General features: G+C 40.7%; 29 protein-coding genes and 1 other annotated feature. Of the genes, 27 read left to right on the forward strand and 2 right to left on the reverse strand.

Annotated elements, in window-relative coordinates:
* Positions 1-42 precede the first annotated feature (42 nt).
* Positions 43-888, forward strand: a complete 846-nt coding sequence (locus SM122_RS00930) for a CPBP family intramembrane glutamic endopeptidase (protein ID WP_049492035.1) — start codon at positions 43-45, stop codon at positions 886-888.
* Positions 889-1,148: 260 nt separating this feature from the next.
* On the opposite strand, the gene SM122_RS00935 is transcribed toward SM122_RS00930, so the two are convergent.
* Positions 1,149-2,027 (reverse strand): polysaccharide deacetylase family protein, encoded by an 879-nt coding sequence (locus tag SM122_RS00935; RefSeq protein ID WP_324737714.1) that lies wholly within the window; start codon positions 2,025-2,027, stop codon positions 1,149-1,151.
* 176 nt (positions 2,028-2,203) lie between these two features.
* On the opposite strand from SM122_RS00935, the gene SM122_RS00940 reads away from it, so the two are divergent.
* From SM122_RS00940 to SM122_RS01020, 17 genes are all read left to right on the forward strand, one after another.
* Positions 2,204-3,490 carry a homoserine dehydrogenase gene (locus tag SM122_RS00940; RefSeq protein ID WP_070506236.1) on the forward strand — a complete coding sequence of 429 codons (1,287 nt, stop codon included), beginning with the start codon at positions 2,204-2,206 and terminating at the stop codon, positions 3,488-3,490.
* Between the two features lie 2 nt (positions 3,491-3,492).
* Positions 3,493-4,359, forward strand: coding sequence for a homoserine kinase (gene thrB / locus SM122_RS00945; RefSeq protein ID WP_003007772.1), 867 nt, complete (start codon positions 3,493-3,495; stop codon positions 4,357-4,359).
* Between the two features lie 83 nt (positions 4,360-4,442).
* On the forward strand, positions 4,443-5,423 hold the full coding sequence (locus SM122_RS00950) for a hypothetical protein (RefSeq protein WP_324737715.1): 981 nt from the start codon (positions 4,443-4,445) through the stop codon (positions 5,421-5,423).
* Positions 5,424-5,541: 118 nt separating this feature from the next.
* On the forward strand, positions 5,542-6,438 hold the full coding sequence (murB, locus tag SM122_RS00955) for a UDP-N-acetylmuramate dehydrogenase (RefSeq protein WP_324737716.1): 897 nt from the start codon (positions 5,542-5,544) through the stop codon (positions 6,436-6,438).
* A 207-nt stretch (positions 6,439-6,645) separates the two neighbouring features.
* On the forward strand, positions 6,646-7,803 hold the full coding sequence (locus SM122_RS00960; protein WP_003002881.1) for an ABC transporter ATP-binding protein: 1,158 nt from the start codon (positions 6,646-6,648) through the stop codon (positions 7,801-7,803).
* Entirely contained in the window at positions 7,784-8,590 is an 807-nt protein-coding gene (locus tag SM122_RS00965; RefSeq protein WP_049475040.1) for an ABC transporter permease, read from the forward strand. The genes SM122_RS00960 and SM122_RS00965 overlap by 20 nt, the downstream gene beginning before the upstream one ends.
* Positions 8,587-9,360, forward strand: coding sequence for an ABC transporter permease (locus SM122_RS00970; protein ID WP_003002847.1), 774 nt, complete (start codon positions 8,587-8,589; stop codon positions 9,358-9,360). Before SM122_RS00965 ends, SM122_RS00970 begins: the two co-directional genes overlap by 4 nt.
* Positions 9,357-10,427 carry an ABC transporter substrate-binding protein gene (locus SM122_RS00975; RefSeq protein ID WP_195326801.1) on the forward strand — a complete coding sequence of 357 codons (1,071 nt, stop codon included), beginning with the start codon at positions 9,357-9,359 and terminating at the stop codon, positions 10,425-10,427. The genes SM122_RS00970 and SM122_RS00975 overlap by 4 nt, the downstream gene beginning before the upstream one ends.
* Positions 10,428-10,821: 394 nt before the next feature.
* Positions 10,822-11,298 carry a hypothetical protein gene (locus tag SM122_RS00980; RefSeq protein ID WP_155169584.1) on the forward strand — a complete coding sequence of 159 codons (477 nt, stop codon included), beginning with the start codon at positions 10,822-10,824 and terminating at the stop codon, positions 11,296-11,298.
* A gap of 46 nt (positions 11,299-11,344) precedes the next feature.
* Entirely contained in the window at positions 11,345-11,788 is a 444-nt protein-coding gene (locus SM122_RS00985; RefSeq protein ID WP_155169594.1) for a hypothetical protein, read from the forward strand.
* Positions 11,789-11,838: 50 nt separating this feature from the next.
* Positions 11,839-12,267: a hypothetical protein gene (locus SM122_RS00990; protein ID WP_155169596.1), complete on the forward strand. Its 429-nt coding sequence runs from the start codon at positions 11,839-11,841 to the stop codon at positions 12,265-12,267.
* 49 nt (positions 12,268-12,316) lie between these two features.
* Entirely contained in the window at positions 12,317-12,748 is a 432-nt protein-coding gene (locus SM122_RS00995; RefSeq protein WP_155169598.1) for a hypothetical protein, read from the forward strand.
* Positions 12,749-12,807: 59 nt separating this feature from the next.
* Positions 12,808-13,272, forward strand: a complete 465-nt coding sequence (locus SM122_RS01000; RefSeq protein WP_155169792.1) for a hypothetical protein — start codon at positions 12,808-12,810, stop codon at positions 13,270-13,272.
* A gap of 27 nt (positions 13,273-13,299) precedes the next feature.
* Positions 13,300-13,725 carry a hypothetical protein gene (locus SM122_RS01005; protein ID WP_155169600.1) on the forward strand — a complete coding sequence of 142 codons (426 nt, stop codon included), beginning with the start codon at positions 13,300-13,302 and terminating at the stop codon, positions 13,723-13,725.
* Between the two features lie 154 nt (positions 13,726-13,879).
* On the forward strand, positions 13,880-14,323 hold the full coding sequence (locus SM122_RS01010; RefSeq protein WP_173018890.1) for a hypothetical protein: 444 nt from the start codon (positions 13,880-13,882) through the stop codon (positions 14,321-14,323).
* A gap of 257 nt (positions 14,324-14,580) precedes the next feature.
* Entirely contained in the window at positions 14,581-15,021 is a 441-nt protein-coding gene (locus SM122_RS01015) for a hypothetical protein (RefSeq protein WP_173018891.1), read from the forward strand.
* 256 nt (positions 15,022-15,277) lie between these two features.
* Entirely contained in the window at positions 15,278-15,718 is a 441-nt protein-coding gene (locus tag SM122_RS01020; protein ID WP_173018892.1) for a hypothetical protein, read from the forward strand.
* A gap of 222 nt (positions 15,719-15,940) precedes the next feature.
* On the opposite strand, the gene SM122_RS01025 is transcribed toward SM122_RS01020, so the two are convergent.
* Entirely contained in the window at positions 15,941-16,375 is a 435-nt protein-coding gene (locus SM122_RS01025) for a DUF6556 family protein (protein ID WP_049523609.1), read from the reverse strand.
* 192 nt (positions 16,376-16,567) lie between these two features.
* Between SM122_RS01025 and SM122_RS01030 the strand changes: the two genes are divergently transcribed.
* From SM122_RS01030 to lacB, 9 genes are all read left to right on the forward strand, one after another.
* Entirely contained in the window at positions 16,568-17,710 is a 1,143-nt protein-coding gene (locus tag SM122_RS01030) for a cysteine desulfurase family protein (RefSeq protein ID WP_324737717.1), read from the forward strand.
* Between the two features lie 18 nt (positions 17,711-17,728).
* A complete protein-coding gene (gene thiI / locus SM122_RS01035; RefSeq protein WP_324737718.1) occupies positions 17,729-18,949 on the forward strand; it encodes a tRNA uracil 4-sulfurtransferase ThiI in 1,221 nt (406 codons plus the stop codon).
* A gap of 52 nt (positions 18,950-19,001) precedes the next feature.
* On the forward strand, positions 19,002-19,544 hold the full coding sequence (locus tag SM122_RS01040; protein WP_070594946.1) for a membrane lipoprotein lipid attachment site-containing protein: 543 nt from the start codon (positions 19,002-19,004) through the stop codon (positions 19,542-19,544).
* A gap of 140 nt (positions 19,545-19,684) precedes the next feature.
* Positions 19,685-19,772: a sequence feature (ribosomal protein L21 leader region), on the forward strand.
* A gap of 34 nt (positions 19,773-19,806) precedes the next feature.
* On the forward strand, positions 19,807-20,121 hold the full coding sequence (rplU, locus tag SM122_RS01045) for a 50S ribosomal protein L21 (RefSeq protein WP_003007734.1): 315 nt from the start codon (positions 19,807-19,809) through the stop codon (positions 20,119-20,121).
* 14 nt (positions 20,122-20,135) lie between these two features.
* Positions 20,136-20,480 (forward strand): ribosomal-processing cysteine protease Prp, encoded by a 345-nt coding sequence (locus SM122_RS01050; RefSeq protein ID WP_003002581.1) that lies wholly within the window; start codon positions 20,136-20,138, stop codon positions 20,478-20,480.
* 17 nt (positions 20,481-20,497) lie between these two features.
* Positions 20,498-20,791, forward strand: a complete 294-nt coding sequence (rpmA, locus tag SM122_RS01055; RefSeq protein ID WP_003002805.1) for a 50S ribosomal protein L27 — start codon at positions 20,498-20,500, stop codon at positions 20,789-20,791.
* 213 nt (positions 20,792-21,004) lie between these two features.
* Positions 21,005-21,751 (forward strand): DeoR/GlpR family DNA-binding transcription regulator, encoded by a 747-nt coding sequence (locus SM122_RS01060; protein ID WP_009731217.1) that lies wholly within the window; start codon positions 21,005-21,007, stop codon positions 21,749-21,751.
* 167 nt (positions 21,752-21,918) lie between these two features.
* Positions 21,919-22,344 carry a galactose-6-phosphate isomerase subunit LacA gene (gene lacA, locus SM122_RS01065; protein ID WP_003007724.1) on the forward strand — a complete coding sequence of 142 codons (426 nt, stop codon included), beginning with the start codon at positions 21,919-21,921 and terminating at the stop codon, positions 22,342-22,344.
* 16 nt (positions 22,345-22,360) lie between these two features.
* Entirely contained in the window at positions 22,361-22,876 is a 516-nt protein-coding gene (gene lacB, locus SM122_RS01070) for a galactose-6-phosphate isomerase subunit LacB (protein WP_324737719.1), read from the forward strand.
* Positions 22,877-22,879: the final 3 nt, after the last annotated feature.

Raw genomic sequence — 22,879 nt, forward strand, 5'->3', positions numbered from 1 at the left:
ATTGAAATTAACTTTTATAAAAGACTTATTTGAAAGAAAGATATGCTAAATCAACTAATAAAGAAACCTATTTTAAGTTGTTCAATTATATTTGTTATCTGCTCAGTAGCAAGGCTATTCGAATACTTGTATATGAGGACAGATGATACTTTTTTATCGGAGAATTTTCTACACAAACTTTTTGGAATACTTTTATTGTGGGGAATTCTTTCAATTAGCAAATTAAGATGGATAGATATTGGTTTTACACCTAATGGAATTATAAGAGGTATAGGAAATGGCCTGCTCTTTGGTTTAGTGTGCTCCATCTTTGCATATACAGTTGAGTGTATTGTTCTCTTGTTTCTTCATGGCAATGTTCACTTATCGTTTTATGCCAGTGGTTTTTCCTTAACAAACGAAAAAGGATCACAAGCAGGTATCTTGTTTATCATGTTAAGTATCTTATTTAACCTGATAAACGTGTGGATGGAAGAAGGAGTTTTTCGTGGCCTTTTCACCAAAATTCTTGAAGGGATTTCTTACCGTAAGAGTCTATTCTTTATAGCCTTCCTATTTGGAATATGGCACTTGGCAATGCCGTTCAGAGATTATCTTCAAGGAGAATCGTCACTCTTAAATCTTATTACCATGGGGATTGGCTATGTTATCCTAGCGGGAATGATGAGCATCAAATGGTCCTTACTTTACAAAATGACAGGTTCCTTGTGGCTAGGACTAGGAGATCATCTTTTCAACAATCTTGCTTCAAATCTGGTCCATGTTGTCTCAAATTCTGAATCAGATAGCTTGCAGATAGTAAGAATTATTCTTTGGCAGTTGTTGTCATTTGCAATTGTTTTGAGCATTTATAAAAGAAAGTCAAAGACTATAGCAAATCAATGTTGAAGCTCTTTTAAAAATTTTTGAATCCTATTACAGTTTATGAATCAACGATAAAAAATTTTTTATAAGGAACTCTAACAAAAGAGGCTGGGACAAAAGTCCTAGCCTCTCAATTATTTTTGGCTTGTCGAGCAAGACGCAGTGGTTGAGTGGGCTCTACTACGCTGATTTCATCAGCTTTTACAGCCCTACTCAACTGTGCGGAGGTGGGACGACGAAATCGAATTCTAACGAATTACCGATTTCTGCCCCACTCTCTTTCTTTATTCTTGGATCATGGCTAGGAGATCCTCTCCTGTAGTGGTTGGAAGGATCCGAACTCGTTTGAGGGCATAGAGGCCATCAGCGGAGCTGGCGAGTCCATTTTTAGTGGTGAGGCCTAGTTTGTAGTCGGCTTTCTTGGCTTGATCGATCGTGACCTGGCTGTAGCGACCAGATGGGTAGACGATAACGCTAGTATTTTGATCCAGCACCTTATCCAGCAGGCGTTTAGAAGCGACCAGATCATTCTTTTGGGTCTCAAGACTGGAATTGGCTAGGTCTGGATGATTGACCGTATGGCTTTCAAAGGTCAAGCCAGCTTTTTTCATCTCTTTGATTTGGTCAAAGGTCAGGACATTTTCTTTTTCCTTTTGGGTAAAGTCCGTGATGATATTGTTAGTGGCGGTCATCTTGTATTTCTTAAGAAGCGGATAGACGATGGTATAGAAATCCTCGACACCATCATCAAAGGTCAGCCAGACATATTTCTTTCCTTTGGGGACTTCATTTTTAGCGAGGATGCGATAGGCTTCCTCAGGTGTCAGTGTGTAATAACCGGCTTTTTTCAGGGCCTTTAGTTGGCTTTCAAAGGTCTCTGGATCGACAATCAGATTGGCATTGGCAGCTTCTGACTCGGCCATATTGTGCACTGAGTGGTACATGAGGATGGGCAGTTTGACCGGCTTTTTCACTCGGGCCCACTCGATAGAGGAACTGTGTTCATCTAGCGAGCGCGTCACGGCAGTACCACTGGTATTTCCGTCACTCAGCTGAGTGATCCTTTTGATCAGAAGAAAGCTACAAATAAAGATACAGACCAAGAGGAGTGCATTGATTCCAAGTAGGACTTTGATTTTTTTAGGTACTCTTCGTTTACTCATAGTGTCACCGTTTTCATCATTTTCTTTATTGTACCACAAATTCTATGTTTTTTTCCAGAACTTGCTACAGGCTGATCCTGTCATGAAAATTCAGAATTTTTAAGGCAATTGGCTGTCAAAAGCCCAAGTTTTTGTTATAATGGAGCTACTATAGAAAATTCAAGGAGACCCATAGGATGTCTGTTAAGATTGCCTTATTAGGATTTGGTACTGTTGCTAGTGGCGTACCATTTTTATTAAAAGAAAACCATGAAAAAATCACCCAGGCAGCTCAAGATGAAATCGAGATCGCCAAGGTCTTGGTTCGAGATGATGCGGAAAAGGAAAAATTGCAAGCTGCTGGTCATGACTACAACTTTGTGACCAATGTTGATGAGATCATTGAAGACAAGGACATTGCCATCGTGGTCGAATTGATGGGTCGTATCGAGCCAGCGAAAACCTTTATCACCCGTGCGCTGGAAGCAGGCAAGCACGTAGTTTCTGCTAACAAAGACCTTCTTGCCGTTCATGGAAGCGAGTTGCTAGAGATTGCTCAAAAACACAAAGTGGCCCTTTATTATGAAGCTGCCGTAGCTGGTGGGATCCCAATCCTTCGGACCTTGGTGAATTCTTTGGCCTCAGACAAGGTGACCAAAGTGCTCGGTGTGGTCAATGGAACCTCTAACTTCATGATGACCAAAATGGTCGAAGAAGGCTGGACTTATGAGGATGCTTTAGCAGAAGCGCAACGTCTTGGTTACGCTGAAAGTGATCCAACCAACGACGTTGAAGGAATTGATGCTGCTTACAAGATGGTGATCTTGAGCCAGTTCGCTTTTGGAATGAATATCCAATTTGACCAAGTAGGTCACAAAGGAATCAGCCAAATCACTCCTCAAGATGTCTCAGTTGCTCAAAGCCTTGGCTATGTGATCAAGCTTGTCGGCTCTATCGTTGAAACAGAGTCAGGGATCGCAGCAGAAGTGACACCAACCTTCCTTCCAAAACAACATCCACTCGCAGGAGTGAACGACGTTATGAATGCGGTCTATGTGGAATCCATCGGTATTGGGGAGTCTATGTACTACGGACCAGGTGCTGGTCAAAAACCAACTGCGACCAGTGTCGTAGCCGACATCGTTCGCATTGTCCGTCGACTAAAAGAAGGAACAATCGGTAAAGCCTTCAATGAATACAGCCGCCCTCTTCAATTGGCTAAACCAGAAGACGTGAAGAACAATTATTACTTCTCAATCAAGGCACCAGATGCGACTGGTCAAATCTTGCGTCTTGCGGAGATCTTTAATGCAGAAGGAGCTTCCTTCAAGCAAATCCTCCAAGAAGACTCAGATGGTCAATTTGCAAGTGTCGTCATCATTACCCACCAAGTCAACCAAACACAATTCAAGAACTTGGTTGAAAAATTGGATTCAGAGGCGAATTTCGAACTCTTGAATACCTTTAAAGTCTTGGGAGAATAAGCATGAAAATTATTGTTCCAGCAACCAGTGCCAATGTAGGGCCAGGTTTTGATTCTGTTGGGATTGCCGTGACTCGCTATTTGACTATTGAAGTCCTTGAACCAGCTGATGCTTGGTTTATTGAGCATGATCTTGGAGCAGGGATTCCGACAGATGAGAAAAACCTTTTGCTCTCAACAGCTCTTTCTATCTCAACTGATATGCAACCCCATCGGATCAAGATGACTAGTGAAGTGCCTTTGGCGCGTGGTCTGGGTTCTTCTAGCTCGGTCATTGTCGCAGGGATTGAATTGGCTAACCAATTAGCCAACCTCCAGCTATCAGATGCTGAGAAATTGCGCATCGCGACCGAGATCGAAGGTCATCCGGATAATGTAGCTCCAGCTATCTTTGGGAATATGGTCATTGCGAGCTACATCGGTGAAGATGTCCAATATGTCACGGCTGACTTCCCAAGCTGTGACCTTGTGGCCTTTGTACCGAGCTACCAATTGAAGACCAGCGATAGCCGCAATGTCCTACCGAAAGAATGGTCTTATAAGGAAGCTGTTGCAGCTAGTAGTGTAGCCAATGTGGCCATCGCAGCTCTCCTCAAGGGAGATTTGCTGACGGCTGGTCGCTCCATCGAGTCTGATCATTTCCACGAACGCTACCGTCAATCTCTTGTCAAAGAGTTTCCTCAGGTCAAAGAAGTCGCCCATGCGCATGGGGCTTACGCCACCTATCTGTCGGGAGCAGGCCCAACGATCATGAACCTCTTAGCGCCAGAGCATACAGCAGCCTTTGTCGCAGCTCTCGAAAAACTCGGGCTAGATGGTCAGATTTTCCAACTTAAAATTGACACATTTGGCGTTCGTGTTGAGAATTAAACCCGAATGTAACACAAATGAAAGAAGGATGTATACGAATGTATATGTCCTTTTTGCTTCTCCTATGGTAGAATGGGAACAGTATGGGGAAAAGCTCAAGCTTTCCTGAAAATCTAGGGGGAAACATGAAACCAGAATATTTATATAGTATTGCTACCGATCTTGGTCTGCAATTTGATGGCGAAGCTCGTGTGATGTACGGGGAGCGTGAAGGCTTCTTGTTAGTCATTGAAGGCGCTCAAACCAAGAATGTATTTACCATTTCACTCAGTGTGAAACAAGGTTCCGAAGGAGACTTGATCGAAGATAGTGAAATTCTTTGGAATGAATTAAAAGAACAATCAAAAGCCATTAATGCTATCTCTTTTGATGGTTACTTGACCTCGATCGTTGTCAAAGGCGGAATGACCAAAGGCAAGGCTGTCGAAACCTTATGGACAGCCATCCAAGATATTGTTGATTTCTTGCTCAACCACCAATTTGTGCAAGTGAATGCGCAAACGGGTGAGGAAGGGCCAATCGGTCTGTATCAAATTGGAGATGCGATCTTTTTAATCGACGATGAAACCTTTAGAGCCTACCAAGCCGAAGTGCAAGATACAGTTGAGGCTTATGAAGCGCGGGAAGAAAACTTCCTTTTAGGGATTGTAGGGGCTGTGATCGGTGTAATCATCGGTGGAGCAGTTGCCCTCTTGGTAGCGCGTCTTGGCTATGTATCTGTTTTAGCAGGGGCTGCCCTCGGTTATTGTACTATCAAAGGTTATGAGATTCTTGGTAAGAAATTGACTAAAAAAGGTGTGGTAGTTTCAGCTATTTTGATGGTCTTGACCGTCTTTTTGGTCAACCAATTAGATTATACTTTGGCGCTTATGAGTGAACTGGATTTGCCATTTGATATGTCCTGGACGCTTCTCAATGAAGCGACATTTTCAGGGGACGTCCCAGATAAATTTTACTTGAATCTAGGCTTGCTAGCTGTCTTTACTCTTGGTGGTGCTTGGATTTCGGTCAAATCAGCTCTAGATGGACAAAAGAATCGTGCCATTGCTCGTAAAATTGCATAATGAATGATAAAAGGAAGGCCTGAATATTATAGGTCTTCTTTTGTTTTTTAGGGTCGAAAAATAGTCAAAAATTTGGTATAATAGTTTGTATTTTTATAGAGAGAGAACAGACAGAAAGATGAATGAAAAAATGAATCAAATTCTTGAAGGGATTGATATCCGTTTTCAAGAACCTTTAAAACATTATACCTTCACAAAGGTAGGTGGGAATGCTGAATTTTTAGCCTTTCCTCGCAACCAATACGAATTAAAACGCATCGTTCAATTTGCCAACCAAGAACAAATCCCATGGATGGTCCTGGGCAATGCGTCCAATATCATTGTCCGCGATGGGGGCATTCCAGGATTTGTCATTATGTTTGATCGCTTGCGTGACATCAGTGTGGACGGTTATGTGATCGAAGCAGAGGCAGGTGCTAGACTCATCGACACCACTCATGTGGCCTTGCACCATAGTTTGAAAGGCTTCGAGTTTGCTAGTGGCATTCCAGGCAGTGTCGGTGGTGCTGTCTTTATGAATGCGGGAGCCTATGGGGGAGAGATCGCGCATGTCCTTGTATCCTGTAAGGTCTTGACCAAAGACGGAGAGATCGAAACTCTGTCAGCGAGTGAACTAGCTTTTGGCTACCGTCATTCTAAGATTCAAGAGACAGGCGCTGTTGTCATCTCTGCCAAATTTGCTTTGTCACCAGGCAATCACGAAGCGATCAAGCAGGAGATGGATCGGTTGACCCATCTTCGTCAGTTGAAACAACCCCTTGAATACCCTTCTTGTGGATCTGTCTTTAAGCGTCCTGTTGGCCATTTTGCAGGTCAATTGATCAGCGAAGCAGGTCTAAAAGGCTATCGAATCGGTGGTGTGGAAGTTTCTGAAAAGCATGCCAGCTTTATGGTCAATGTCGATAATGGAACAGCTAAGGACTACGAAGATTTGATCGCCCATGTCATTGAGGCAGTAGAAGCTCATTCAGGCGTCCGTTTAGAACCAGAAGTTCGTATTATCGGCCAAGCCTAAGAGCTTAAGTATTGAAGAACAATTGATAGTGAACCATCGATAGCATCAGTCGGAGAGGGGGTGAGTGCCTATCGATACCGTAAATAGGTGGGGCAGTCTAGTAAGTCCCCGAGAGGTATTGGTGGTCTGACAGGTCTTCCTGTCAGCCGCTGCATTTTCGTATGAAAAGCAGTTTGGTAATCGCAGTAAAGAAGGAATTTATGTGAATTGAAAAAACCAATTATTGAGTTTAAAAACGTTTCAAAGGTCTTTGAAGATAGCGGAACCGTTGTCCTAAAGGATATCAATTTTGAATTGGAAGAAGGGAAGTTCTATACCCTGCTCGGTGCATCTGGATCAGGAAAATCGACCATCCTGAATATCATTGCCGGTCTTTTGGATGCGACAACTGGAGATGTCTATCTTGATGGAGAACGGATCAATGATGTCCCTACTAACAAACGGGATGTCCACACCGTCTTTCAGTCCTATGCCCTGTTTCCACATATGACGGTCTTTGAAAATGTGGCTTTTCCCCTTCGTTTGAAAAAGGTGGACAAGGCTGAGATCGAACGTCGGGTTTCAGAAGTCTTGAAAATGGTCCAGTTAGCTGGATTTGAAAAACGTTCGATCCAAAAATTATCCGGTGGTCAACGCCAGCGGGTAGCTATTGCCCGGGCTATTATCAATGAACCACGAGTGGTCCTTTTAGATGAGCCCTTGTCTGCACTTGACTTGAAGCTGCGGACAGACATGCAGTATGAGTTGCGGGAATTGCAACAACGCTTGGGGATTACCTTTGTCTTTGTTACCCACGACCAAGAAGAAGCCCTCGCCATGAGTGACTGGATCTTTGTCATGAATGAAGGAGAAATCGTCCAATCTGGTACTCCCGTGGATATCTATGATGAACCGATCAACCACTTTGTAGCGACTTTTATTGGTGAATCTAACATTCTAGATGGTCGCATGATCGAGGACTACTTGGTTGAGTTCAATGGCAAACGCTTTGAAGCCGTCGATGGGGGAATGCGTCCAAACGAACCAGTTGAAGTCGTCATTCGTCCTGAAGACTTGCAAATCACCCTTCCTGAAGAAGGCAAGCTCCAAGTGAAGGTGGACACCCAGCTCTTCCGTGGTGTGCATTATGAGATCATCGCCTATGATGATTTGGGAAATGAGTGGATGATCCATTCCACTCGTAAGGCCATCGTAGGAGAAGTCATCGGGCTAGACTTTGAACCAGAAGATATCCACGTTATGCGTCTCAATGAAACCGAAGAAGAATTCGATGCGCGGATCGAAGAGTACGTTGAAGTGGAAGAGCAAGAAGCTGGTTTGATTAATGCCATTGAGGAGGAAAGAGATGAAGAAAACAACCTCTAATCTATTTATCCTCCCCTATTTCTTGTGGATTTTTCTCTTTGTCTTGGCACCTGTAGTCATGATCATCTTTCAATCGTTTTTTAACGTTGAAGGGCAGTTTTCACTTGAAAACTACAAAGAGTTCTTCACTTCGCAAAATTTGACCTATTTAAAGATGAGCTTTAATTCGGTCCTTTATGCCGGAATCGTCACCCTGGTGACGCTCTTGATCTCCTACCCGACTGCTTACTTTTTGACGCTGCTTAAACACCGGCAGTTGTGGTTGATGTTGATCGTCTTGCCAACCTGGGTCAATCTCTTGCTCAAGGCCTATGCCTTTATCGGAATCTTTGGGCAAAACGGCTCCATTAATAGCTTTTTAAGCTTTCTCGGAGTCGCTCCCCAGCAGATCCTCTTTACCGATTTCTCCTTTATCTTTGTAGCCAGCTACATCGAGTTGCCTTTTATGATTTTGCCGATCTTTAATGTCTTAGATGACTTAGATCCAAACTTGATCAATGCCAGCTATGATTTGGGAGCCAATCGTTGGGATACCTTCCGTCATGTGGTCTTCCCCTTGTCCATGAATGGAGTCCGCTCAGGTGTGCAGTCTGTCTTTATTCCTAGTCTGAGCCTCTTCATGTTGACACGGATGATCGGTGGAAACCGGGTCATTACTTTGGGGACTGCGATTGAACAGCACTTCCTGACTACACAAAACTGGGGAATGGGTTCCACCATCGGAGTTGTTCTGATCCTTGCTATGCTCCTTACCATGTGGGCAACAAGAGAAAGGAGAGAACGATGAAAAAAGTATCCCATTTCTATCTAGGCTTCGTCTTTCTGATCCTCTATCTTCCCATCTTCTATTTGATCTTTTATGCCTTCAATAAAGGGGGAGATATGAATGCCTTCACGGGCTTCACGCTTGAGCATTTCAATGAATTGTTCGCAGATAGTCGCCTGATGCTGATCTTATCAGAGACCTTCCTCTTGGCCTTCTTGTCAGCCTTGATTGCGACAGTGATTGGAACCTTTGGAGCCATTTATATTTACCAATCCAAGAAAAAGTTAGAAGGACCATTGCTCTCCATCAACAACATTCTCATGGTAGCACCAGACGTTATGATCGGGGCCAGCTTCTTGATTCTCTTTACGACGGTGAAGTACCAGCTAGGTTTCCTATCTGTTCTGGCTAGTCACGTGGCCTTCTCGATTCCCATTGTGGTCTTGATGGTCTTGCCACGACTCAAGGAAATGAACCGGGATATGGTCAATGCGGCCTATGACTTGGGAGCTACCCAAGTGCAAATGCTCAAAGAGATCATGTTGCCGTATCTGACACCAGCCATTATTGCCGGCTACTTTATGGCCTTTACCTATTCGCTTGACGACTTTGCCGTGACCTTCTTTGTAACCGGAAATGGCTTTACAACCTTGTCTGTAGAGATCTACTCACGTGCGCGTCAAGGAATTTCCCTCAGTATCAATGCCTTGTCCGCCCTTGTCTTTCTCTTTAGTGTGCTCTTGGTCATCGGTTATTACTTTATTACCCGTGAAAAGGAGGAAGCAGCATGAAAAAACTTTATTCATTCCTAACTGGGATTGTCCTTGTCATTCTGATCCTCTGGGGAATTAGCCACCAGATCGAAGCGAGCATGAATACCAAGAATAGTGACAAGCTGGTCATCTACAACTGGGGAGATTATATCGATCCAGAATTGCTAACGGAATTCACAAAAGAGACAGGGATTCAGGTGCAATATGATACCTTTGATTCCAACGAAGCCATGTACACCAAGATCAAGCAAGGGGGAACCACCTACGATATTGCGATTCCTAGTGAATACATGATTGCCAAGATGATGGATGAACATCTGGTTGAAAAGTTGGACCAATCCAAGATCAAAGGGATGGAAAATATCGATCCAAAACTCTTGAACCAATCGTTTGATCCGGGCAACCAATATTCAGTCCCTTATTTCTGGGGGACCTTGGGGATCGTCTACAATACCAAGATGGTCAAAAATGCTCCGGAACATTGGTCAGATCTCTGGCGTGAAGAATACAGAAATGACATCATGATGTACGATGGTGCGCGTGAGGTCATGGGAATTGGTCTCAATACCTTGGGCTATAGCCTCAATGAAAAGGATCCAAAGAAATTGCAAGAGGCCGTGGATAAACTCTACACCTTGACACCAAACATCAAAGCTTTGGTGGCCGATGAGATGAAAGGCTATATGATCCAAAACAATGCGGCTATTGGGGTTACTTTCTCAGGAGAGGCTAGCCAAATGCTCGAAGCCAATAAGGATCTTCGCTATGTCGTCCCAACTGAAGCCAGCAACCTTTGGTTTGATAACATTGTCATTCCAAAAACAGTGAAAAATAAAGAAGCAGCATATGCCTTTATTAACTTCATGCTTCGTCCTAAAAATGCTTTGAAAAATGCTCTTTATGTCGGCTACTCTACGCCAAATAAAAAAGCCAAAGCCATGTTGCCAAAAGAAATCCAAGATGACCAATCCTTCTATCCAAGCGATGAAACACTGGACCATTTGGAAGTCTATCAACAATTAGGCAAGAAGTTGCTTGGAGTCTATAACGATCTTTACCTTCAGGTCAAGATGTATCGAAAATAACAAAAAGGAACCTCCAGGTTCCTTTTTGATTGCAGATAAACTCCTCTTAGAAACTTTCCTTAAGTGAGTACGGACGTCAGCGAACTTCGAAGAAGTTCCATGACTTAGTTTTGGATCTAAGGTTCCAAAACTCCCGAGTGCTAGAAACAATGGTGTTTCTAGCACTTTTCTCACAGCGGAAAGTTTCATTATATATTTAGATGCTCTACAAAAATGCAACATTTGAATTTTTAGCATCACTTAGGTGTTATTTGTAAAAAAGGATTATCTATATTCTAGCAGAACACCGCAGGTTCTTTTATGATTGCTGCATAAAGTCTCTAACTAGTGAGTTAGATTGAGATTCAAATGAAAGATGCTATAATAGTAAGGAAAGTGACTGGCCCATTCAGTCATGAAAGGAAGGATTGGAGAAGAAGAGATGAAGAGACGACTGGAACTATTTTTGATTATTCTGTTACCGATCCTAGGAATTGTTTTTCTAGGAGGAAAAATCATGACCCTGACCAAAAGACCCGAACAGAAGATAACGGCCTCATCTTCAAAGAAAGTCGTACAAAAATCAGAAGAAGAGATAAAAAAAGAGCAAATCGCTTATCTCAAAGAGCATGAGCAAGAAATCGTCGATTTTGTGAAAGCCCAAAATCCGAAAGTCGAATCCGTTCAGATTGATTGGGATCAAACTCAGTGGGGAGTAGCCGGAAATGGGACGCCACAAGGTGGTGACGAGATGATTCTCATTTTTGGTGGGTTTAATCAAAATCCTGAATCTGGTTGGCGAGTTGATTTGGTTGTGGAAGATGGAAAGATTAATTTAAAGACGATGTCACTGGGGCAAAACTTAAGCTTAGGTCAAGAAATTTTCGAGTGAATAAGTTGATAGATTGATTCGAAGTGTGTAGATTGGAGAGAATTGAATGAAGAGACGTGTGGAACTCATTTTTCTAATAGTGTTTCCAATCCTAGGAGTTGTTTTTCTTGGAGGAAAAATCATGAATCTGACAAAAAGGCCAGAGCAGAAGATAACGACCACTTCTTCAGAAAAAGTTGCACAAAAATCAAAAGAAGAAATAAAAAAAGAGCAACTGGACTATCTAAAAGAACACGAACAGAAGGTCATTGATTTAGTCAAAGCACAAAATTCAAAAGTAGAATCCGTTCAGATTGATTGGGATCAGACACAATGGAGTGATGGTGGACTTACAACTCCTGAATATTATATGAATGTTTTTGGACGTATTAATCATATTGAGAACTCAGGATGGGGAGTGGATATTCCCATGAATGAAGATGGGACTGTAAATCTTAAAAATATGACAATGGGTGATTACATCAGTATTGATGGTGAGCCTATTGACTAATGGAAATATAAAGCGTATTGAAAATGAACGGTTTTAGAGAAAGTTACCACATGGAAAAACGAACGATATTTAAATTAATCACTACGATAGCTGTTTTTGTAAGTATGGGTGGTTGCGTAAAACCAAAAGAGCAAACGAAACAAGCGCAAACTGTCGTTTCTTCATCAACCAAAGAAGACAAAGAAGCCATAAAACAAAAACAAATCGCTTATCTCAAAGAGCATGAGCAGGAAATCGTCGATTTTGTGAAGTCTCAAAATCCTAAAATTGAGTCAGTTCAGATTGATTGGGATGAAACTCAGATGAGTGATGGTGGGCTTACAACTCCCGAATATTATATGAATATTTTTGGTCGCATTAATCATATTGAGAACTCAGGATGGGGAGTAGATTTTCCAATTAATGATGATCAGTCAATTAACCTGCGAGAAATGTTTATGCTTCATGAACCTACGATTGGCGGAAAGCCTATTTCCTAGGTAAGTACAATGCATTTTGAAAAAGAACTGTTTTAGAGAAAGATAGCACATGATAAAACAAACGGTGTTTAAATTAATCACTACCTTAGCTCTCCTTGCATGTATAGGAGGATGTACCATAAAATCAAAAGAGCAAACGAAACAAGTGCAAACTGTCACCTCTTCATCAACCAAAGAAGACAAAGAAGTCATTAAACAAAAACAGCTCGCTTATTTGAAAGAACACGAGCAAGAAATGACGACCTATGTGACAGAACATAATGCTAACATTACGCAGGTGTCTTATGACTGGGACAGTATTAAAACAGTTGTAGGAGGTAATGGAACACCTCAGGGAGGTGACGAAATACTATTAGTTTATGGTTATGCCAATGAAAGTAAACTAACAAATTTTAGATTGAATTTTACATTAGATAAAAATAAGATTCCTAAGATAGATTCAATTGGTTCTGATAGTTTGTATCGGGTAGAAAAGAAATGATCCGTCCGTTAGACAATGAGAGATGCAATAGAGGAATCACTTTTAAACGAAATAAAATTATGAGAAAACAAATAAACAATCTGATGATCGCACTTGCTTTCATTTTAACAATTGGATGTCTAGTAGGATGTGTGAAGCAAGAACGTGAAAAAAGCAGACAAGCGCAAACTGTCACCTCTTCAACTACAAAAGAGGACAAAGAAACCATTAAACAAAAACAGCTCGCCTATCTAAAAGAACACGAGCAAGAGATCGTCGATTTTGTGAAAGCACAAAATTCAAAAGTTGAATTCGTTCAGATTGATTGGAACAGTATGCAAATTGAAGAGTCTGGAAACGGAACGCCTCAGGGTGGTGGATACAATTTATCTATTTCTGGTCAAATTAATCAATTAAAAAAAACAAAATTCTCCGTTGATTTTTACCTAGAAGATCAAAATAGCATACCAACTATCAAAAAAATGGGGATGCTAAATGATATTTATATCGAGGAAAATGGTGGCTGGAAAATTTTTCCTAAGTAAATAGAAGTAATAGTGTTAGGAGGAAACATGAAAAGTAAAATGAAATGTACACTTAAGTTAATAGCTTTAATGCTTATTTTTACAAGCATTGGAGGTTGTAGTGTAAAGCAAAAAGCTCATACGAAACAAGCGCAAACTGTCACCTCTTCCTCCATCAAAGAAGATACCGCAACTGTTACTCAAAGGCAAGTAAACTTTTTAAAGAAACATGAGTCAGAAATTACGGATTACATAAAGTCAAATGATCCAGAAGTTGTTCAAGTCAAGTATGACTGGGATAGTGTGAAAGTAGGAGATAGTGGTGCTTTTACGGAATCTGGGTTTGACATCCGTTTAAAGGTCTATGGAGAAAATGATAAGGAACTAAATGGCTATTCATTTTTTATTGTCCCAAAACCAAATGTTGAGAATCCAAGTTCAATTGATTCAATTTCTGGTTCGAATTTTCCTTAATTAAATCAACAGATCATTCTACCTATTAAGAGGAAAGGATTCAAAAAATATTTGAGCTATGAGTCCATAATAGATCCAGAAATGATAGGTGGAAGAATTTTCGAATAAATAAGTTGATAGATCAATTAAAAGTGTGTAGATTGGAGAGAATTGAATGAAGAGACAAATGGAACTATTTTTGATTATTTTGTTACCGATCCTAGGACTGGTTTTTCTTGGAGGAAAAATCATGACCCTGACCAAAAGACCCGAACAGAAGATAACGGCCTCATCTTCAAAGAAAGTCGTACAAAAACCAGAAGGAGACATAAAAAAAGAACAACTGGACTACCTAAAAGAACACGAACAGAAGGTTATTGATTTAGTCAAAGCACAAAATTCAAAAGTTGAATCCGTTCAGATTGATTGGGATCAGACGCAGTGGGGTGATGGTGGACTAACAACTCCTGAATATTATATGAGTGTTTATGGACGTATAAATAATATTGAAGAATCGGGTTGGGGAGTAGATATCCCAATTAATGAGGACAATACATTGAATCTATATGAGATGTATATAGGATCCGACATTAGAGTAGGGGGTAGATTATTTGAGTAATTGCAATGTTGAATGAGAGGAATAAAAAACGTGCTATGTGTGAGTAATAGAGCAATAGTGCAAATTGTCACTTACCTCATAGCTCTTTAATTTAAAATTTTGATGATTAAAGGTAAAGAAATCATTAACTCATGTTTTAAAAAGCTCGATCTAGTGTGATAGTTTGGATTTCAAACTATAAATGCTAGAATATCGGAATAACATTTATCCAGTTTCCAATTATAGAGAATAATCTGTACAGAATGATAGGAGGACTTATGAAAAGTCGAAAAGTCATGCTAACAATTGCTTCAATTGCAGCACTGCTTATTGTAGGTGGATGTACCATGAAACAGAAAGAAGATACCAAGCAAGATAAAACGAATGTTTCTTCATCTACGAAAGCACTAAAGGAAGATGAAGAAACTATAAAGAAAAAGCAACTGGACTACCTAAAAGAACACGAACAAAAGGTTATTGATTTAGTCAAAGCACAAAATTCAAAAGTCGAATCCGTTCAGATTGATTGGGATCATACACAATGGAGTGATGGTGGACTGACAACTCCTGAATATTATATGAGTGTTTATGGACGTATAAATCATATTGAAGAATCAGGTTGGGGAGTAGATATCCCAATTAATGAGGACAATACATTAAATTTAGATGAGATGTATATAGGATCCGACGTTGATATAGGGGGAAGATTACTTGAGTAATTGGAACTTAAAATGATAGGAAAAAAACGTGCTATGTGTAAGTAATAGACCAATAGTCTAGATCGTAACCAACGTCATAACTCTTTAATTTAAAACTTTGATCATCAAAAGTAAAGAATTCATATACTCATGTTTTAAAAAGCTCTATGTAGTGTGATAGCTTGTTTTTCAAACTATAAATGCTATCATAATCGGAATAACATTTATCCAGTTTCCAATTTTAGAGAATAATCTGTACAGAATGATAGGAGGGCTCATGAAAAGTCGAAAAATCATGCTAACAATTGCTTCAATTGCAGCACTACTTATTGTAGGTGGATGTACTGTGAAACAGAAAGAAGATACGAAGCAAGAAAAAACGAATGTTTCTTCATCTACAAAAGACCTAAAGGAAGATGAAGAAACTATAAAGAAAAAACAACTGGACTACCTAAAAGAACACGAACAGAAGGTTATTGATTTAGTCAAAGCACAAAATTCAAAAGTTGAATCCGTTCAAATTGATTGGGATCAGACACAATGGAGTGATGGTGGGCTTACAACTCCCGAATATTATATGAATGTTTATGGACGTATAAATAATATTGAAGAATCGGGTTGGGGAGTAGATATCCCAATTAATGAGGACAATACATTAAATATAGATGAGATGTATATAGGATCCGACATTAGAGTAGGGGGTAGATTATTTGAGTAATTGGAATTTGAGCAGTTTTGATAATCTAGATGGTTCAGAAGCTGAATCAACATATAGAGATAGACTCCAACAAGTTTCCATATGAACAATTGGATCAAATCCAGGAAGAGCGCTCAAAGCTCAAATGGGAGTATGACAACGAGATCGATGCTTTCTATAAACATCAGAAAAAAATGGAATCAAAAGCCAAAAAAAATCAGTAAGGTTGTCCTTACTGATTTTTTAGTTGGATCCAGATGATGCTGTATCTGCGCCACTGTCTGTTGCGGTGGAACCTTGATCTTGCGCTGCAGATGAACTAGTTTCTGTAGCAGATGAGTTATTGGTTTCTTTCTGAGAACTTGTCTCTGTATTGCTTGAATCGGTTTGCGTGTTGGTATTTGTGTTGGTATCTGTCGCGGTGGAGTCAGAACTTTTATCGTGAACCACGACGACGCTGGTGCTACTAGATGGCTTATCTTCTGTTTTTTGATTGTCTTTATTAAGCAGGCTTATAATCGTAAAAGAAGTGACGATAATCCCTAAAAGACTGGCAATCGTGGCGACAACTGTTTGAAATAGTGACAGGCCTTGTTTGACTTTTTCACCACGTGAGGGTCTTGTATCTGCCTTTTCCTCTGGTTTTTGGTTTTTGTTGCTTCTTGAATATTGTGACATGTTCATTCTCTTTCTATCAAAAATTGTTTTTTAACACTTTCCTATTATAAGTCATTTTCTGAAAAATGTCTAAAAAGAACTGAATTTTATGAAGTGATTTTACCTCATCTCTCTTTATCAAATCCTTGTCCCAAGCGGTTAGAAATGATAAAATAGAAGTTACGTAAAAAGAAAGTGATGGATGCGTAGGACATGATTTATTTTGACAATTCAGCAACGACCAAACCTTATCCAGAGGCCCTTGCGACCTATACAGAAGTAGTGACACGGATCTGGGGCAACCCTTCTAGTTTGCACAATCTAGGTAGTCAAGCGACTCGTATTTTAGAAGCTTCTAGAAAACAGATTGCGGAGCTAATTGGCAAGAAAGCTGAGGAAATTTACTTCACGTCTGGTGGGACCGAAGGGGACAACTGGATCCTCAAGGGTGTCGCTTTTGAGAAAGCTCCTTATGGCAAGCATATCATTGTCTCTGACATCGAGCATCCCGCTATCAAGGAGTCCGCTGCTTGGTTAAAGACGCAGGGATTCGAAGTGGATTATGCTCCAGTGGATGCGCGTGGCTTTGTTAAAGTGGATGCCTTGGCTAGTCTTCTCCGTCCAGATACGACCTTGGTCTCTATCATGGCCGTCAACAATGAGATTGGCTCCATCCAGCCCATCCATGAAATCGCGGCTCTCCTTGAGGATCGCCCAACGATTAGTTTCCATGTCGATGCGGTTCAAGCTTTAGCCAAGGTAGCAACAGAAGTTTATCTACCAGAGCGCGTGGACTTTGCGACCTTCTCTAGTCACAAATTCCATGGTCTTCGTGGAGTTGGCTTTGTCTACATCAAAGAAGGCAAAAAGATCACACCCCTCTTAACGGGTGGAGGTCAAGAAAAAGAAATGCGCTCGACAACTGAGAACGTGGCAGGTATCGCAGCAACCGCAAAAGCCCTACGCTTAGCTATGGAAAACCAAGAAGCTTTTGCTAGTAAGACCCAGCAGATGAAAGAAGTGATCCGCAAAGAATTGGCCAACTATCCAGATGTCACTATCTTTTCTGGTGAGGATCACTTTGCCCCTCACATCTTGACTTTCGGGATCAAGGGAGTTCGTGGTGAAGTAGTGGTCCATGCCTTTGAAGAGTTTGATATTTACATCTCGACCACTAGTGCCTGCTCGTCCAAGGCTGGAAAACCAGCTGGTACCTTGATTGCTATGGGAGTGGACAAGAGTATTGCCCAGACAGCTGTTCGCTTGAGTCTAGACCTTGAAAATGACATGAGCCAAGTCGAGCAATTCTTGACCAAGTTCAAACTGATTTACGAGCAAACACGAAAAGTACGTTAATTTTAGAAGGAAATCAACATGACCTTAACCTATTCAGAAATTATGATTCGCTATGGAGAGCTTTCTACTAAAGGAAAGAACCGTATGCGTTTTATCAATAAACTTCGCAATAATATCCAAGATGTTTTATCTATCTATCCAGCTGTCAAAGTGACAGCCGACCGCGATCGGGCGCATGCTTATCTGCATGGGACGGATTATGAGCCAGTAGCAGAATCCCTTAAGCAGGTTTTTGGAATCCAAAATTTTTCACCTGTTTACAAGATTGAAAAATCTGTTCCGGCCTTAAAATCGGCAGTGCAAGAGATCATGAAGGATATTTACAAGGATGGCTTGACCTTTAAAATCTCAAGTAAGCGCAGTGACCATACCTTTGAACTCGATAGTCGCGAGCTCAACCAAACCTTGGGAGGTGCTGTCTTTGAAGCCATTCCAACCATCCAAGCTCAGATGAAAAAACCAGATATCAACTTGCAAGTTGAAATTCGAGAAGAAGCAGCCTATATTTCTTATGAAACCATTAAGGGAGCAGGTGGCCTTCCTGTTGGTACGTCTGGCAAGGGCATGCTCATGCTTTCTGGTGGAATTGACTCTCCAGTAGCTGGTTACCTAGCCTTGAAGCGTGGAGTGGATATCGAGGCAGTCCACTTTGCAAGCCCGCCTTATACCAGCCCAGGTGCCTTGAAAAAAGCCCATGACTTAACACGGAAGTTGACTAAGTTTGGGGGCAATATCCAATTTATCGAGGTGCCCTTCACAGAGATCCAAGAGGAAATCAAGGCAAAAGCACCAGAAGCTTACCTCATGACTTTGACCCGTCGCTTTATGATGCGCATTACAGACCGTATTCGCGAGGTTCGCGGTGGTTTGGTGATTATCAATGGTGAAAGCTTGGGACAAGTGGCTAGCCAAACCTTAGAGAGTATGCATGCCATCAATGCAGTGACCAATACGCCGGTTATCCGTCCGGTGGTGACCATGGACAAATTGGAAATCATCGATATTGCTCAAGCCATTGATACCTTTGAAATTTCTATCCAGCCATTCGAAGATTGTTGTACCATCTTTGCACCAGATCGTCCAAAGACCAATCCGAAACTCAAAAATGCAGAGCAGTATGAGCAACGTATGGATGTGGAAGCTTTGGTTGAGCGTGCGGTAGCAGGTATCATCGTAACAGAGATCACACCAAAAGCAGAAAAAGATGAGGTCGATGACCTGATCGAGGATTTGCTATAGGAGAGACTGGGAGTATCCAGCCTCTTTTTCTAACCAACTTAAAGGAGACAAGATGAAAAAAATTATCGTTTTAATGACAAGTTTGCTTCTGTTGACAGGCTGTGTCAAAGTATCATTTACTGGCCCGAAAAAAGAAGAAAAGACCAGCCAGTCAACCAGCAGTAAAAAAGAACCCCTCACATTTGTCAGAGCCGACCAGTATAAAGACCAAGACAACGAAGTCTTGGAAGCATCTGAGAAATTTATCAAGGAACATCCAACGCTTGGAGAACCTGGAAAATTATTTGTCTTTTTCCCAGGCTATACCTTTGGAAATGAGGAAAATCGCTTCGCCTTGTTCTTTATCGTGAATCGTACCACCACAACCATCGATCGTGATGGATCCTTTGTTCTGAATTTAGAATATGATGGGGAGCCACTATTCAAAGATGTCACAGTTGACTATGAAGTGAGCGAATCTGGTGTATTGAAACCCAATACGGCTGCAGCCATTCCTATCAAAATCACCAAGGAACAAGAAGAAAAAATGAAGAGCATGAACGATTCTTCAAAAGCAAAAATGAGCTTCAATGACTTTAAATTTAAAGATAAGTAGAAGAAGAAGTCGGTCTTACAAGCAATCTTAAAATAAAAGATATAAAATCATCCATTTTATAAAAGAAATTCGTTTTCAAAGCGCAAAAATACTTGTCATTGTCTGATAGAAGTGATATACTAAGAGAGTTGACTATGCACATGCCTGTGCAACCGCTCGAACATCGTCGCTCATTTTCATGAGAGTAAGTGGTTCGTCCCACGATGCTAGGCGAGTCTTCACAAAAATACGGGGAAACCCAAAAATACATAGGAGGTGCATAATGAGCACATACGCAATCATTAAAACTGGCGGAAAACAAGTTAAAGTTGAAGTTGGTCAAGCAGTCTACGTTGAAAAATTGAACGTTGAAGCTGGTCAAGAAGTTACATTTAACGAAGTTGTTCTTGTTGGTGGTGAAAACACTGTTGTCGGAACTCCACTTGTTTCAGGAGCTACTGTTGTTGGAACTGTTGAAAAACAAGGAAAACAAAAGAAAGTTGTTACTTACAAGTACAAACCTAAAAAAGGTAGCCACCGTAAACAAGGTCACCGTCAACCTTACACCAAAGTTGTCATCAACGCTATCAACGCTTAATTTTAGGAGAACACATGATACAAGCAGTCTTTGAACGAGCCGAAGATGGCGAGCTGAGGAGTGCAGAAATCACTGGGCACGCTGGAAGCGGTGAATACGGCTTTGATGTCGTGTGTGCATCGGTTTCGACTCTAGCCATTAACTTTGTCAACTCTGTTGAGAAATTTGCAGGCTACGAACCGGATCTAGAATTAAACGAAGAAGAAGGTGGCTTCCTGCGGGTGACGATCCCGACGGATATTCCACCACATCAAAGAGAAATGACCCAACTATTCTTTGAATCATTTTTCTTAGGGATGGCAAACTTATCTGAGAACTCATCAGAGTTCGTCCAAACAAGAGTTATCACAGAAAACTAACATGGAGGAAAACAATTATGTTGAAATTGAATCTTGCTAACTTGCAACTTTTCGCCCACAAAAAAGGTGGAGGTTCTACATCAAACGGACGTGATTCACAAGCAAAACGTCTTGGAGCTAAAGCAGCTGATGGACAAACTGTAACAGGTGGATCTATCCTTTACCGTCAACGCGGTACACACATCTACCCAGGTGTGAACGTTGGACGTGGTGGAGACGATACTTTGTTCGCAAAAGTTGAAGGCGTAGTACGCTTCGAACGTAAAGGTCGCGATAAAAAACAAGTTTCTGTTTACCCAATCGCAAAATAAAAAGGTTTTCTAAACCTTTTTGTCCCGAGCCTTGATCCAAAGGTGAGGAAGCTAGAAATAGCAAAATTAAAGCTTTCTGATTTATCAGAAGGCTTTTTTCTTTTATTTATTTAAAAAATTCATGTTTACTCCTGTTAATATAATGTTTGAATTTGTGTTTTTTGAAAAATGTAGTATAATAGAGACAAATATAGTAGGAATGGAAGTAGTACCATGAAAGATAGCAGACATGTTGAAATTCTTCAGGAACTGGATCGAAAAAGTGTGGTATCAGTCAAAGAACTCAAGGAACTCTTTGGGGTGACAGACATGACCATTCGTCGCGATCTGATCGATCTTGAAAAACAAGGTCTTTTAGTTCGTGTACATGGTGGAGCCCACAAAAAGGTAAAAGATAGTTTGTTAGAGGCTTCTCACAGTGAGAAAAATCTCATCAATATTGATGAGAAACGAACCATTGCAAAAAAATGTGCAGAGTTGATCGAAAATGGGGATACCGTCTTTATTGGGTCAGGTACGACAACAGATTTTATCGGTGACTATTTAGAGGGAAAGGAAATCAGTATCGTCACCAATTCCCTCCCCATTTTTGAAAAGCTAAAGGATTTTCCAAATTATGACCTGATCTTAGTTGGTGGTCGCTACCGGGTGAAGACACAAACTTTTGTCGGTCAATTTGCCAATAAACTCTTGAAAGAAATCAAGGTTTCTAAAGCTTTCATCGGGGTCAATGGCATCGATGGGCATCATGTTTCCACAGCAAATGAAGAAGAGGGAAATGGTAATGCTATTATTCTAAACAATGCAATTGAGAAATATGTGGTTGCTGATAACAGTAAGTTTGATAGCTATTCTTTCTATAGTTTCTATCGAGTGGAAGACCTGAATGCCATTATTACTGATGATAGTATTCCAAAGAAGATCAAAGACAAATATGCCTTGTATACGAAAATCATATAAAACAAAATATGGTGTATTTATTATTAAAGAAATGTTCAAAAACAAACAATTTAATGTTGACTTTCGTTCAAAATAGGTGTAATATAATATCAAAAGTAAGAAAATGTTTCTTTGCGAAAAATTAACAATAGGAATATTTGCTGAAACAAACAAAAGGAGGACAGGACATGTCTATTGTAATTGGTGCAGATGCTGCAGGATTAAGATTAAAAGATCTCGTGAAAGAGTTTCTTGTAAAAGAAAACTTCGATGTTGTAGATGTAACCGCTGAAGGTCAAGATTTTGTAGATGTGACACTTGCAGTTGCGAGCGAAGTGAACAAAAACGATCAAAATCTTGGAATCGTGATTGATGCTTATGGAGCTGGTCCATTTATGGTTGCGACTAAAATCAAAGGAATGGTGGCAGCAGAAGTTTCAGATGAACGTTCTGCTTATATGACACGTGGACACAACAATTCTCGAATGATTACCATGGGAGCTGAAATTGTTGGGGATGAATTGGCGAAAAACATTGCCAAAGGCTTCGTCAATGGTAAATACGACGGTGGCCGTCATCAAATCCGTGTTGATATGTTGAATAAGATGTGCTAATGAGAGGAGAATTCAAATGAGAATTGCAATTGGTTGTGATCACATTGTGACAAATGAAAAAATGGCTGTTTCTGATTTTTTGAAATCAAAAGGATACGAAGTGCTCGACTTTGGGACTTATGACCATACACGTACCCACTATCCAATCTTTGGTAAGAAAGTCGGTGAAGCCGTAGCAAGTGGCCAAGCAGATCTTGGTGTTTGTATCTGTGGTACTGGTGTTGGGATTAACAATGCTGTTAACAAAGTACCTGGTATCCGTTCTGCCTTGGTACGCGATATGACAACTGCTCTTTATGCAAAAGAAGAATTGAACGCGAATGTCATCGGGTTTGGGGGTAAAATTACTGGTGAATTGCTCATGTGCAATATCATTGAAGCATTCATCCACGCTGAATACAAACCAACTGAAGAAAATAAAAAATTGATCGCTAAGATCCAACATGTGGAAAGCCATAATGCTCATCAAGCGGATGCTGATTTCTTTGCAGAATTCCTTGAAAAATGGGACCGTGGTGAATACCACGACTAAGAG

It is taken from the genome of Streptococcus gingivalis (assembly GCF_035544715.1).
GTDB lineage: Bacteria > Bacillota > Bacilli > Lactobacillales > Streptococcaceae > Streptococcus > Streptococcus gingivalis.

Bases quoted from the DNA above. Each gene is read 5' to 3' on its own strand.
- SM122_RS00930 (WP_049492035.1), top strand. From the start codon at position 43: ATGCTAAATCAACTAATAAAGAAACCTATTTTAAGTTGTTCAATTATA.
- SM122_RS00935 (WP_324737714.1), bottom strand. From the start codon at position 2,027: ATGAGTAAACGAAGAGTACCTAAAAAAATCAAAGTCCTACTTGGAATC.
- SM122_RS00940 (WP_070506236.1), top strand. From the start codon at position 2,204: ATGTCTGTTAAGATTGCCTTATTAGGATTTGGTACTGTTGCTAGTGGC.
- thrB (WP_003007772.1), top strand. From the start codon at position 3,493: ATGAAAATTATTGTTCCAGCAACCAGTGCCAATGTAGGGCCAGGTTTT.
- SM122_RS00950 (WP_324737715.1), top strand. From the start codon at position 4,443: ATGGGGAAAAGCTCAAGCTTTCCTGAAAATCTAGGGGGAAACATGAAA.
- murB (WP_324737716.1), top strand. From the start codon at position 5,542: ATGAATGAAAAAATGAATCAAATTCTTGAAGGGATTGATATCCGTTTT.
- SM122_RS00965 (WP_049475040.1), top strand. From the start codon at position 7,784: ATGAAGAAAACAACCTCTAATCTATTTATCCTCCCCTATTTCTTGTGG.
- SM122_RS00970 (WP_003002847.1), top strand. From the start codon at position 8,587: ATGAAAAAAGTATCCCATTTCTATCTAGGCTTCGTCTTTCTGATCCTC.
- SM122_RS00975 (WP_195326801.1), top strand. From the start codon at position 9,357: ATGAAAAAACTTTATTCATTCCTAACTGGGATTGTCCTTGTCATTCTG.
- SM122_RS00980 (WP_155169584.1), top strand. From the start codon at position 10,822: ATGAAAGGAAGGATTGGAGAAGAAGAGATGAAGAGACGACTGGAACTA.
- SM122_RS00985 (WP_155169594.1), top strand. From the start codon at position 11,345: ATGAAGAGACGTGTGGAACTCATTTTTCTAATAGTGTTTCCAATCCTA.
- SM122_RS00990 (WP_155169596.1), top strand. From the start codon at position 11,839: ATGGAAAAACGAACGATATTTAAATTAATCACTACGATAGCTGTTTTT.
- SM122_RS00995 (WP_155169598.1), top strand. From the start codon at position 12,317: ATGATAAAACAAACGGTGTTTAAATTAATCACTACCTTAGCTCTCCTT.
- SM122_RS01000 (WP_155169792.1), top strand. From the start codon at position 12,808: ATGAGAAAACAAATAAACAATCTGATGATCGCACTTGCTTTCATTTTA.
- SM122_RS01005 (WP_155169600.1), top strand. From the start codon at position 13,300: ATGAAAAGTAAAATGAAATGTACACTTAAGTTAATAGCTTTAATGCTT.
- SM122_RS01010 (WP_173018890.1), top strand. From the start codon at position 13,880: ATGAAGAGACAAATGGAACTATTTTTGATTATTTTGTTACCGATCCTA.
- SM122_RS01015 (WP_173018891.1), top strand. From the start codon at position 14,581: ATGAAAAGTCGAAAAGTCATGCTAACAATTGCTTCAATTGCAGCACTG.
- SM122_RS01020 (WP_173018892.1), top strand. From the start codon at position 15,278: ATGAAAAGTCGAAAAATCATGCTAACAATTGCTTCAATTGCAGCACTA.
- SM122_RS01025 (WP_049523609.1), bottom strand. From the start codon at position 16,375: ATGTCACAATATTCAAGAAGCAACAAAAACCAAAAACCAGAGGAAAAG.
- SM122_RS01030 (WP_324737717.1), top strand. From the start codon at position 16,568: ATGATTTATTTTGACAATTCAGCAACGACCAAACCTTATCCAGAGGCC.
- thiI (WP_324737718.1), top strand. From the start codon at position 17,729: ATGACCTTAACCTATTCAGAAATTATGATTCGCTATGGAGAGCTTTCT.
- SM122_RS01040 (WP_070594946.1), top strand. From the start codon at position 19,002: ATGAAAAAAATTATCGTTTTAATGACAAGTTTGCTTCTGTTGACAGGC.
- rplU (WP_003007734.1), top strand. From the start codon at position 19,807: ATGAGCACATACGCAATCATTAAAACTGGCGGAAAACAAGTTAAAGTT.
- SM122_RS01050 (WP_003002581.1), top strand. From the start codon at position 20,136: ATGATACAAGCAGTCTTTGAACGAGCCGAAGATGGCGAGCTGAGGAGT.
- rpmA (WP_003002805.1), top strand. From the start codon at position 20,498: ATGTTGAAATTGAATCTTGCTAACTTGCAACTTTTCGCCCACAAAAAA.
- SM122_RS01060 (WP_009731217.1), top strand. From the start codon at position 21,005: ATGAAAGATAGCAGACATGTTGAAATTCTTCAGGAACTGGATCGAAAA.
- lacA (WP_003007724.1), top strand. From the start codon at position 21,919: ATGTCTATTGTAATTGGTGCAGATGCTGCAGGATTAAGATTAAAAGAT.
- lacB (WP_324737719.1), top strand. From the start codon at position 22,361: ATGAGAATTGCAATTGGTTGTGATCACATTGTGACAAATGAAAAAATG.